The 11943-nt window shown below is 67.1% G+C and carries 9 protein-coding genes; 2 read left to right on the forward strand and 7 right to left on the reverse strand.

What is annotated here, in order from left to right:
* Positions 1-458 precede the first annotated feature (458 nt).
* The 6 genes from ACZ3I4_RS47725 to ACZ3I4_RS47750 form a co-directional block, all read right to left on the reverse strand.
* Positions 459-1481, reverse strand: a complete 1023-nt coding sequence (locus tag ACZ3I4_RS47725; protein WP_465388830.1) for an N-acetylglucosamine kinase — start codon at positions 1479-1481, stop codon at positions 459-461.
* Complete coding sequence (locus tag ACZ3I4_RS47730) at positions 1478-2734, reverse strand: family 4 glycosyl hydrolase (protein WP_465388831.1); 1257 nt, start codon at positions 2732-2734, stop codon at positions 1478-1480. Before ACZ3I4_RS47730 ends, ACZ3I4_RS47725 begins: the two co-directional genes overlap by 4 nt.
* Positions 2731-3615: a carbohydrate ABC transporter permease gene (locus ACZ3I4_RS47735; RefSeq protein WP_465388832.1), complete on the reverse strand. Its 885-nt coding sequence runs from the start codon at positions 3613-3615 to the stop codon at positions 2731-2733. The genes ACZ3I4_RS47730 and ACZ3I4_RS47735 overlap by 4 nt, the downstream gene beginning before the upstream one ends.
* Positions 3612-4550, reverse strand: coding sequence for a carbohydrate ABC transporter permease (locus ACZ3I4_RS47740; RefSeq protein ID WP_465388833.1), 939 nt, complete (start codon positions 4548-4550; stop codon positions 3612-3614). Before ACZ3I4_RS47740 ends, ACZ3I4_RS47735 begins: the two co-directional genes overlap by 4 nt.
* Position 4551: 1 nt before the next feature.
* The gene (locus tag ACZ3I4_RS47745) at positions 4552-5868 is read right to left on the reverse strand and encodes an ABC transporter substrate-binding protein (protein ID WP_465388834.1); all 1317 of its coding nucleotides are present in this window, start codon (positions 5866-5868) and stop codon (positions 4552-4554) included.
* Between the two features lie 79 nt (positions 5869-5947).
* Positions 5948-7090 carry an ROK family transcriptional regulator gene (locus ACZ3I4_RS47750; protein WP_465388835.1) on the reverse strand — a complete coding sequence of 381 codons (1143 nt, stop codon included), beginning with the start codon at positions 7088-7090 and terminating at the stop codon, positions 5948-5950.
* 244 nt (positions 7091-7334) lie between these two features.
* Here ACZ3I4_RS47750 and ACZ3I4_RS47755 point away from each other — a divergent pair, with 244 nt between their 5' ends.
* Positions 7335-8549 carry a lectin gene (locus ACZ3I4_RS47755; RefSeq protein ID WP_465388836.1) on the forward strand — a complete coding sequence of 405 codons (1215 nt, stop codon included), beginning with the start codon at positions 7335-7337 and terminating at the stop codon, positions 8547-8549.
* A 1407-nt stretch (positions 8550-9956) separates the two neighbouring features.
* Positions 9957-10316: a DUF6578 domain-containing protein gene (locus tag ACZ3I4_RS47760; protein ID WP_465388838.1), complete on the forward strand. Its 360-nt coding sequence runs from the start codon at positions 9957-9959 to the stop codon at positions 10314-10316.
* Positions 10317-10482: 166 nt separating this feature from the next.
* Here the strand turns inward: ACZ3I4_RS47760 and ACZ3I4_RS47765 are convergent, their stop codons facing one another.
* Positions 10483-11457, reverse strand: coding sequence for a phospholipase D-like domain-containing protein (locus tag ACZ3I4_RS47765; RefSeq protein WP_465388837.1), 975 nt, complete (start codon positions 11455-11457; stop codon positions 10483-10485).
* Between the last annotated feature and the right edge of the window lie 486 nt (positions 11458-11943).

Genomic DNA, 11943 nt, shown 5'->3' on the forward strand with positions numbered 1-11943 from the left:
CTGACGGTTGGGGTGGGCTGACGGTTGGGGTGGGCTGACGGTTGGGGTGGGCTGACAGGCGGGGTGGGCTGACAGGCGGGGTGGGCTGACAGGGCGGGGTGGGCTGACAGGGCGGGGTGGGCTGACAGGCGGGGTGGGTTGCGGCTGACCGGAGGCTAGTTTGCGGATGGCGTTGTAGGCGCCGCGGAACTTGGCGGGGTGGGCTGACGGGCGGATTTGTTGTGAGGGACGCCGGGCCGCCGGCTGTGGACGGGCTTTCGGACGACCGGCCTACACGCAACGAGCTGCTCGGATTGGTGGAAAGATCCGGGCGGCGAACGACCCTGCTAGCGACCTGGCGAGCTGCATGTCCGATGACAGTGGCGGACCACCGAGCGATGGGCACGCTGTCGAGCGGGGCACAGACCAGCACGCGGCCGATCGGTGGGTGTCATCCGGCCGGTGACAAGACAAGAGGGTCAGGCGGCTTCCTGGCTGGTCGGGAGGCTGGGAGCGTGGGGTGTCAGGGCGGACAAGTTCGAACGCAACTGCGGCTCGGCGTTGTGGCTGGGGGAGAGCGCGTCCAAGGCCAGCAGCGCCGCGCCTGTGATCGGGGGGACTTCGGGGACGGCTATTTCGACCTGGGGGGACTGGCGGCGGGCGCCGGTGAGGATCTGGTTGTGCAGGATGGGGTGCTGGGCTCTCAGGACGCTTCCGCCCAGGACCAGGGCGTGCGGGTGGCTGAGCAGGCCTAGACGGGTGGCGGCGACTCGGTGCTGGCCCAGGATCTCGTCGGCCTGGCGCTTGAGGAGGGCCAGCGCTACCTCGTCGGCGGTTTCGGTGGCTACCCGGAAGAGCAAGTGGGCCAGCGGCGGGATCTCGTCGCGGGGGATGTCGCCGAAGTGCAGGGCTATGGAGACGGCCTCGACTGTGGGCCGGCCGAAGTGGGCGGCTACGGCGGCGCTCAAGGCGGTGGGGTGGCCGCGGCCGTCTTCGCCGCGGGCGGCCAGGTGCAGGGTCTGGTCGGCGAGTTCGTGGCCGCCGCCCCAGTCGCCGGAAATGGGGCCCAGGGCCACGAAACGGGCCGTACGGCCGTCGGCGGCGCAGCCCACGCAGTTGTTGCCGGCGCCGCAGACGACCGTGATCGCGTCGGGCATCGAGGTGCCCGAGCGCAGCAGGGCGAAGCAGTCGTTGTCGACGATGGTGCGGCGCGCCCACGACTGGGCCGAGAGCGCCTCCTGCAGCTGGGTCACCTCGATCGGCAGGTCGGCGCCGGCCAGGTACGCGGCCATGACCTCGACCGGTGGGCCGAACGGGAGGCCGGCTTGTGCGTGCACGGCCCGGATCAGCTGGTCGAGCACCCGGACCGTGCCGGCGAGGCCGATGTTGTGCGGGGACGACGTGCCGCCGCGGACGTAGCCGAGCACCTCGCCCGACGCCGTGCCGAGCACCACGTCGGTTTTCGAGTTGCCGCCGTCCACCGCCAGATAGAGCGCTCTCATCGGGCCCACGCGAGATGCGACCGGCCGCTGGCGATGAGCCGGTCCGTGAGGTCGTCGGCGATCTCGTGCTGCCCGACCAGCGGGTGGGCGAGCAGCGCGCGATAGACCCGCTCCCGGCCGCCCCGCAGGGCCGCGTCCAGCGCGTACTCCTCGTAACCTGAGACGTGACCGATGAGCCCGGCCAGATCGGGTGGCAGAGGGGAGGTCGGCAGAGGGGACGGGCCGTCGGCACCGGCCCGCGCCGACACCTCGATGACGGCGTCGGACGGCAGGAACTTCAGAAGACCGTCATTGCGTACGTTGACCGAGTGCACGGAGGACGAGTCGAACCCGTGCAACGAGGCGATCAGACCCACCGCCGCCTCGGAGTAGTAGGCGCCGCCGCGTTCCTGCAGCAGCGCCGGCTTCTCGACCAGTGACACGTCCCGGTACATCTCGAGCAGTTCGGCTTCGAGGGCGGCCACCCGGGCGCCGCGGGTCGGAACACCGAGAGATTCCCGTACGTGCCGGTCGTGGGCATAAAAGTAGGACAGGTAGTAGGACGGCACGTTCCCCAGCGACCGCAGCACCTCGGGCGCCAGGTCGACCTCGGCCGCGATCGAATCCAGGTGCGAGGAGAGCAGTTCGGGCAGCCGGTCGACACCGTCCACATAGGCGGCCCGCTCCCACGTCAGGTGGTTGAGGCCGACGTGTTCGAGCACCACCTGCGACGGGTCCACGCCGAGGTGCCCGGCGAACCGCCGCTGGAAGCCGATGGCCACGTTGCACAGGCCGACCGCCCGGTGGCCGGCGTCGAGCAGCGCGCGCGTGACGATGCCGACCGGGTTGGTGAAGTCGATGATCCACGCCCCGGGCCGGGCCCGCTCGCGGATGCGCGCGGCCACATCGAGCACGACGGGGACCGTACGCAAGGCCTTGGCCAGGCCCCCGGCGCCCGTGGTCTCCTGGCCGACGCAGCCGCAGTCGAGCGGGAAGGTCTCATCGTTGATGCGGGCCTGCTGGCCGCCGACGCGGAGCTGGATCAGCGCCACGTCGGCGTCGGTCACGCCCGCGTCGAGGTCGGTGGTCCACCAGATCTTGGCCGGGTGGCCGTAGTGCTGGAGGATGCGGGCGGAGAACGCGCCCACCACCTCGAGCCGCTCGGCCGCCGGGTCGATCAGGACCAGCTCGGTGACCATCGGGCCGAGCCGGGCGAAACCGTCGACCAACTCCGGCGTATAGGTGGACCCGCCGCCGATTACCGCGATTTTCAACCCTTGAATCCCGTCAGTGTGATGCCCTGGACGAAGGCACGTTGCGCGAAGAAGAAGATGACGATGAGCGGGGCCATGGCCAGCACGGTGGCCGCCGTGACCAGATTCCAGTCGACGTGGTGGACACTGTGGAACGACGCGAGGCCGAGCGACAGCGTCCAGGCGCTCTCGTTCTCGCTGGTGTAGAGCAGCGGGCCGTAATAGTCGTTCCAGCAGTAGAAGAACTGGAACAGTCCGGCCGCGGCGATGCCGGGACGGGCCATCGGCAGCACGACCCGCAGCAGCGTGCGCCACTCGCCGCAGCCGTCGACCCGGGCCGCGTCCAGATATTCGGTGGGGATTGTGAGCAGGAACTGGCGCAGCAGGAAGATGCAGAACGCGTCGCCGAACAGCGCCGGAATGATCAGCGGCGCCAGCGACCCGGTCAGGCCGTAGCGCGCCCACATCAGATAGAGCGGCACGGTGACGACCTGCGGCGGGAGCATCATCACGCAGATCACCAGCAGGAACAGCCCGTTGCGTCCGCGGAACTTCAACTTCGCCAGCGCGTACGCGGCGGGAACGCTGGACAGCAGCACCAGCACCGTCGACGACACCGCGTAGATGACCGTGTTGAGCAAGTAGTGCGGCAGCGGCGTGACCTCGAAGACCCGGACGTAGTTCTCCGGGTGCCACGAGTTCGGCCAGTAGTCGCTGGTCAGCGCCTGGTCGCTGGTCATCAGCGAGAGCAGCACCAGATAGACGACGGGGGTCAGGAACATGACGCCGATCGCGATCGCGATGCTGTGCCGGGCGATCCAGGCCAGCCGGCGTTGCCGCTTGATCCGGCGATCGGGCGGCGGAACCTGCGCCACCACGGGCGCCTCGAGGACGGCGGTCACAATTCCTCCCCGGTGAAGGCCTTGGCCCGCCGCAGCAGGATCAGGGTCACGCCCAGCGCGACCACGAACAGGCCGATGGCCAGCGCGTTGGCGTAGCCGAGGGCGCTGTAGCGGAAGCCGACGGTGTAGAGCCAGAGTGGATAGGTGAACGTCGAGCCTTCGGGGAAGCCGAAGTTGGACGAGACGCCGCCGCCCACGGTGGCCTGCCCGCTGGCGATCGAGCCGGCCACCGCGGCCTGGTCGAAGTACTGCAACGTGTAGATCACGCCGGTGACCGCGGCGAACAGGACCACCGGCTGGATCGTCGGCAGGGTGATCGACCGGAAGCGCTGCCAGGCGTTCGCGCCGTCCAGCTCCGCGGCCTCGTACAGGCTGGCCGGCACGCCCAGGACGGCGGCCAGGAAGATGACCATCAGGTCGCCGATCGCCCACAGCCCGAGCAGCACGAGCGACGGCTTGGCCCAGGCGGGCGAGTTGAACCAGAGCGGGCCCTGGATGCCGATCGACTCGAGGAAGTGGTTGACCGGACCGGTGCCCGGCTTGAGCAGATAGACGAACGCGATGGTGGCGGCCACCGGCGGAACCAGCGCGGGCAGATAGAACAGCGTCCGGAAGAACCCGGCGCCCCGCTTGAGCTGGGTCAGCAGCATCGAAAGGCCGATCGCCCCGATGATGCGTACGGGAACGAAGACCACCACCATCCAGAGCGTGTTGCGGATGGACTGCAGCAGGAACGGGTCGTCGGCCATCCGCCGGTAGTTGTCCAGGCCGACCCACTCGGGCACCGAGAGCAGGTCAAACTTCGTGAACGAGAAGTAGACCGCCGAACCCAGGGGGTACAGGAAGAACACCGCGATGCCGATCAGCGCGGGCGCCAGGAACGAGAGGGTCGTCGCGCCCCTTCGCACCCGTACGCCCAAAGGTTTGGCGGTCATGTCAGCCGCCCAGGTTCATGACGCTGTTGATCTGCTTGTCGGCGTCGGCCAGGCCCGCGTCGAGGTTCTTGACCTTGCCGGCCTGGTAGCTGTTGAGGAACTGACCGAAGGTCTCCTGGTACGCCGGTCCCGACGCGGACGGCGGGGTCGTCGACGAGTTCGGGTTGTTGAAGATGTCGATGAACGTCTTGAAGTCGGCGTCCGAGTTGAGGCCCGGGTCGGCGATCGACGCGGCCGTGGTCGGGATGTTCTTGAGCAGCCCGGACAGCTTGACGACGGCCTTGTCGTTCGTGGTCAGATATTTGATCAGCTCCCACGCGGCCTCGGGATTCTTGGCGTTCTTGCTGATCCCGACGATGTTGCCGGTCACGTAGCCGCCGCCGTAGCGAGCCGGGTCGCTGGTCGGGATCGGCGCCACCCCGTACTTGAGGCCGGGGGTCTGGTCCTTGACGAACGCCAGGCGGTACTCGGCGTCGATGTTGATCGCGACCTGGCCCTTCTGGAAGGCGTTGTCGGCGCTGTACTCGTCGCCCAGGCTCGCCCGGAACTTGGTCAGGTTCTCGTAGCCGTACCAGTCGACGAGTTCCTTCTGCCAGGTCATCAGCGTCTTCCAGCCCGGGTCGGCGCCGACCGCGGACTTGCCGTCGTCGGTCAGCCACTTGGCGCCGACGGCCGGGGCGAGGTGCGAGGCCGCGTTCTCGTAGAAGTCGTAGAGCGGCAGGAACCCGACGGTCTTGAGCGAGCCGTCCGCGTTCTTCACGGTCAGCTTTTTCGCGTACGTGGTCAGCTCGTCAAGGGTCTTGGGCGGTGTGCTCAGCCCGGCCTTGGCCAGCAGGTCCTTGTTGTAGAACATGCCGTACGCGTCGGCCAGGAACGGCATCGCGCACCGCTTGCCCTGGAACTCCGTGTAGGACCGGGTCGTCGCGTTGAGCTGGCTCAGGTCCACTTTGTCGCGATCGATATACTGCTTGAGGTCGACCCACGCGCCCGACGAGCAGAACTTGCCGACGATGTCGGTCGAGTAGGACAGCCCGACGTCGGGACCGTTGCCGGCGCCGATCGCCTGGGTCACCTTGGAGTCGTCCTGACCCGGCTTGATGGTCACCTTGATCTTCGGATGATCGGCCTCGAAGTCCTTCACCACCTGATCGATCGCGTCGGCCTCACGCTCGGTGAAGAAGTGCCAGAGCTCGACGGTGCCGGCCACCTCCGTACCGGGGTCGGCGATCTTGTTTTCCTTGGGGGCGGGGGTGCACGCCGCCGCCAGCAAAGCCGCTGTTCCGAGGGCAAAAAGGGCGCGCGGAAGCCGTTTGTTCACTGTGGCCTCTCAAAGGGGAGGAGTGAAATAGCTGGATAAAACGGGATGGGTGGAGAAGAAGCGGGGTGGAACGAGGACGTCAGGAGTCGCGGATCGAGGCGATGAGCGAGTCGTGGACGGCGGTGAGACCGGCGTCGAGGGCACCGAGCAGCACGGAGTCGTCGTCGATCGAGGTGACGGCGATCGTGCTCTCGAGCGGGGCGGCCCGGCGTACGGCGAAATTCACCGCGGACAGCAGCCGGTCACCGCCGGCCTGGGCGATCGGGCCGGCCAGCACCACCAGGTACGGGTCGAGCACGGCGATCACCGCGGCCAGGCCGATCACGATGCGATCGGCCAGCGCGATCAGGAAGTCGCCGCCCGGACCGGGGTCGGCGGCCGCGGCCCGTACGGCCTCGGCGGGGGTGCGACCCGGAACGCCGTTGTCCCGGGCCAACTCGAGGATCGCCGCGCCGCCGAAGAGGTCCTGCAGGTCGAGCTTGCGGTGCGACGAATCGGGTGAGTAGAGCGGCATGTAGCCGATCTCGCCGGCGCCGCCGCGCGCGCCGCGCAGCAGCGTGCCGGCCAAGTCGATGGCCAGACCGAGGCCCTCCTCGCCCAGCCACAGCAACGCGAAACCCTCGGCATCGCGGCCCACGCCACGCCGCCGTTCGGCCACCGCGGCCAGGTTGACGTCGTTGTCGACGCCGACGGCCGTGCCGAGCGCTGCCGCCAGTTGAGGCACCAGTCCCGTACGCCCGAAGCCCGGCACGTCGACGTGCCGGATCGTCTCGGTGTGCGGGTCGTACGAGCCGGCCACGCCGAACTGCACATGACGGATGCGCTCGGCCGGGACGCCGGCCTCGTCGCGCAGCCGGGCCACGACGTCGGCCAGGGCGGTCAGCGGGTCGGTGGTGAGGAAGTCGATGCGGGACTCGACGCGCCCGCGGACCGTGCCGGTGAGGTCGCAGAGCGCGGCGACCACCGATGGGGCGCCGCTCGGACCGATGTCCCGCACCGAGACCGCCGCCGCGTACGCCGCGTCGGGGTTGGCGTTGTAGATCTCCGCGTTCGGTCCCGGGCGGCCGCTGTTGTGGCCGACGACGTTGACCAGGCCCGCGTCGGTGAGCCGGCGCAGCACCTCGGAGATCGTCGGAGTCGAGAGGGCCGTCAGCTTGCGCAGATCGGCCCGCGTGAGCATGCCGGGATCCAGCAGGTGGGCCAGCGCCGCGCTCTCATTCATCGCACGCAGCAATTTGGACGAACCGGCCAGACGGGTCACTGCGGCTCCCGGGAGCGAGGCGACTGATTGGCAAACTGACTAACAGTTAGCCCGGACGGTAGGCCGACCGTCAGCGGGTGTCAAGGGTCCGGCCGCCAGCCTAGAGCAGGCTATCGACACCTATTGATAAACCTTTTTAACAGTTGTAGCGTCTCACCTCGTCGCGCGCGCCAACCCCCACGAATCCCCCTCTTCGAGGAGCGCCATGAAACGCGCAAGGAGAGCCCTTTACGCCGCCGTCGCCCTGGCCGTCCCCGGAGCCGCCCTGATCTATGGGCTGCTCCCGGCCAGTGCCGCCACCGCCGGGCCCATCAAAGGCCTGGGTGGCAAGTGTGTCGACGTCGCAGGGGCCGGCTCGGCCAACGGCACCGCCGTTCAGATCTACGATTGCAACAGCACGGCGGCCCAGCGGTGGACCGTCGGCAACACCGACGGCAGCATCCGCGCCCTCGGCAAATGCCTCGACGTGGCGGCCGCGTCGACGGCCAACGGCGCCAAGGTCCAGCTGTACGACTGCAACAACTCCGGTGCGCAGAAGTGGTCGGTGTCGGGCGGAAGTCTGGTCAACTCGGGCAGCGGTAAGTGCCTGGATGTCACCGGCGGAACCTCGGCCAACGCCACCCGTCTGCAGATCTGGACGTGCTCCAGCACGGCCAACCAGGCCTGGACCGTGCCCGGCGGGTCGACGCCGACCACCCCGCCGACCACCACCGCACCCTCGGGAACCAACTTGGACAATCTGGCTAAGAAGGACGCCGCGATGCAGCTCGTGTCCGCGGCCGAGAACTCGTCGCTGGACTGGCGGGCCCAGTTCCGCTACATCGAGGACATCCGGGACGGACGCGGCTACACGGCCGGCATCATCGGCTTCTGCTCGGGCACGGGCGACATGCTCGAGCTCGTGCAGGCGTACACCAGCGCCGTGCCCGGAAACGTGCTGGCCAAGTACCTTCCGGCGCTGCGCAACGTGAATGGGACGGACTCGCACGCGGGGCTCGACCCGAACTTCCCGGCGGACTGGCGGACGGCCGCGGCCGACTCACGCTTCCAGGCCGCGCAGGAGGCCGAGCGCGACCGCGTCTACTTCAACCCTTCGGTACGTGACGGCAAGACCGACGGCGTACGGGCTCTCGGGCAGTTCGCTTATTACGACGCTGCTGTGATGCACGGCTACGAGGGCATGCGCGCGATCCGCAGCCAGGCGCTGAAGCGGGCCAAGCCGCCGGCGCAGGGCGGCGACGAGCGGGTGTGGCTCAACGCGTTCCTCGACGAGCGCGTGATCGAGATGAAGAAGGAGGAGGCCCACTCGGACACGTCCAGGGTGGACACCGCACAGCGGCGCTTCCTCAACAACGGCAACTTCGACCTGAACAGGCCGCTGGACTTCGCCGTCTACGGCGAGAACTTCCACATCGGCTGAGCTTGCACCCGGGGATGGGGGCCGGAGCCGTTACGACGGTTCCGGCCTTCTCCCGTCCCGCATGATCGCCGTGCGGCCGCTCCTAAGGGCTCCCTGCCAATACGGCAAATCGGTATGCCTTGGTCTTGGGGCCGGCTGTTGTCGGTGACATAAGGAAAGCGCGGGCCCGCTGCCATTGTCGGTCGAAGACGACCTTGGGGCTCGGATCGAGCCGTTGCTGCAGGTGAGCGAGCCGATCCGCGGCAAACCGGCCGGCCGGCCTCGCAGCCGAGTGCCGAAGGCACGCCGACACGGCGATTGCCGCGCCCGGTTACCGAAGTCTGGCTTCGTTCGCCGAGATTGGGCACCAGATGTTCGCGACTTTCGGCACCACGCTGCCGGCGCCGCGGACCGAGATGTTCGTGAGAACCGGCACCATTTGTGGATCTTGATTGCCGGGGATGCCAACGGTGACTCCCCGAGCGCGTTCACTGTGCGTGCAAGTAATCATGAAGCGATCTGGATGCCGCTGCGCGGATCTGCCGATGTGAGTGCGTGCCGATTGGCGTGCGACACCACTCGAAAAGAATGGCGTATACGTACCGCTGGCATTCGGTGGTGTGCTGTCCTTCGACGGCGCCAGAGTTACTGCCTCCACACGGATATCCCACGTCAGAAAGCTCGACCTATCTGACCTTTCGTCCGTACCAGAGGTCGGGCTGCCGTGTTTCACTGAGCTTGATCATCCGCAACGAGGCAGCGTTGTGGCCCTACGCAGGTTGGGATACGGCGTGAGCTCTACGGCGACCAGTGCCCCACAAGTAGAGGGCCGGGTCTCCCGGGTCGTGATCTTTGGCTTGTTGGCCGCGGGTTGGGGTGCTGATCTCTTCAAGGACGTGTCCGACTCCTGGTTGACGGTTCCGAGGTTCCTCCTGACGACCGCGGCCACGTCCGTTCTGGTATGGGAACTGACCACGCAAGCGCGTCGAGGTGCAGGAGATACAGCCTCCCGATGGGCTGGCTCCGACACTGCCATCGCCGCAGTTCTTAGCGGCTACTCCGCTCTGCTCGTCGCAGCGATGGTCTTCGGACATGCCCCGCAGCACCAAAGGACCGCGGCCGCTGGGTTCGCATCGCTATACGTGGCCCTGGGCGCGTACTTCGCCTGGCGTCGACGACGGACACTGACACAGCGATGAAGTTGTACAGCCACTGACGCTCAAGGCGGTGAAATGGCCTTCGGGCGCGGCCCCTCGGCGGTCCCTGGAGTGTTTTCGCTTCCCCCGACGACGCCAGCCAATGCACTGCGCAGGCGCCGAGTTTCATCCAGCGGGCATTGCTCTTCTGCCGCGATCTGGCGCTCACGGCGGCCCCGCCCCAGGCGTCGGCCGCGTCTGGCAGACTTCTGCGGTGCAGCTCTGCGTATGGATGGCCAGCTGGCAGATGGAGTGCTGTGGCGCGCCTTTCCGGGAGGGCTCGGAGGTGTCGTGGCAGTTACGGCATCCGAATTCTGCCGAGTTGGCGTGGCTCGACAGCGTACTCCACGACGGCGTCGCCGCGGCCGTCGATGCGATCGAGGACCATCACGGCGATCCGGACGCTCCGCTGACTGAGGGCACCGTGATCTCGGTGGCCACGTTGCACTGCCGCTTCGAGCCCGAGCCGGTCGCCGGATCCGGGCTCATGACGTCCGTCGTGACGGCTAAGAAGTGGAATGACGACTTGGGCGATCGACACTTCGCCGGTTTCCTTATCCGCATCCACACCTCAAACTCGGCCATGCGTTAGGAGGGGGGCATCGACGTCCTCTTCTGCCGCGAATAGGGGCACGGTAGCCGGGTCGGTCCAGGGCCAGGCTGCTACTCGCTGCAGGACGGAGGAGCCGGCTGGCGGTTGCGGGTACAGCGCACGGCGGGTGTTCGACGGTAGGAGGAGGTTGAAGCAACGGCGCTTGTCAGGGAGCACCAGGATCATCGACACCCCAGAGTGCGAGCACGGCTCTGCGCTTTTGGGGATCAGTGAGCCAAACTCCTGCCTCTCCTTCGGTGGTAGGCATAGCGGAGTTCAACCGTTCAAGGGCTGTCCGAACCTTAGCGTTAGTGACGCGCGGATGCTGATGGTCGCGGCGGTACAAGGCCATCAGCCGGCGCTGCCGACTGCCAGGAACGGCTCGAATGCTCCTGAAGTCGACGAGTCGCGCGTCGCGGCGGCCGAGCATGATGATTCGGTCGCCCGTGCGGAACCTTCCATCTTCGGCGGGCTCCTCGATCATGCCGATCGGTGTGTACCGGGCGCGGGGTCGAAATGCTGCAGGCACTTCGGTGACCGCTTCGTCGTAGGCTTCTTCATCGCGATAGGTCCAGTCGGTCTCTTCATTCCACCAGCCGAGCCAGAGCCGGAACGGCCCGGTCCGTGACGGCTCCGTCTCGGACCAGGCTGGAACGACCCCCGCTTTCGGGAAGTGCCTGAAAGCCTCCTCGATCCAGTCTTGATCGATGTCTTCGCCCCCGAGCTTGATCAAACTTTCAACAAACGCTCGAGCGTTTGCTACGGCGCGCGGGTCGGTGGTCTTCAACGCAGCTTCGGCAATCATCCCGCCAGCCGCTCGCTGCGAAACGTTCGCCGACCCGACGATCGCCGTCCTGCCCACGACGATCACTTTGGCGTGAAGCCGTTCGTGATTGACAACTCGGACACCTGCGGAAAGCCATGTCGCCACTGCGCCCGGATGAGTTGCACCTGCTTTGACGGCATTGTGACTTCCGTTGACCACGATCACGTCCCCAGGCTTGAGCCGCAGGATCTCAGGTCCCGAGCGGCCGATGTATGAGATGGCAAGCCGGGCTGGCTGGCGCGTGGAGGCAAGCAACTTAGCCGCCGACTCAAGCACAGCGGCACCATGAAGAAACTCCGGCGAAGTGGATTCCATCTGTCAAGCGTGCACGACACCACCGCGGATGTCTTGGCCCTCGGCAGCGGTCCTCGCCATAACAGACCTCTCACCCACAAGACCGTCCGATTTTGAGAATCGAACCAACGACTCCGGCTTTCGTCCTGACAGAGGGTGGTAGCAGCGGTTCTTCAACGCCGGCGAGCACCCGTCGCGATGCACTCATTTGCCGCAGACAAGGCGTGCCCAGTCTCAGCCACCCGTCACCCTGCGTGAACGATAGGGCCGACCGACGGCGCCTGAACGTGTCCCGCTCGGGGTGGAGCCCAAACTCGCGAACATCGAAATGGGTGAGATCTCGGTGGTGCCGAAACTCAGCGACATCTCGCGCCCAAACTCGCGAACCAAACCAGATGTCAGTAGTTCCAACGGGTCTGTAAGAAAAACGGTGTAACTCCTAATCAAGGAGACACCTGATGACCGTGATGAGCGAGGCCGCCATGGATACTTCGACGGTGGCGAAGA

Source organism: Actinoplanes sp. NPDC021490 (assembly GCF_055562135.1).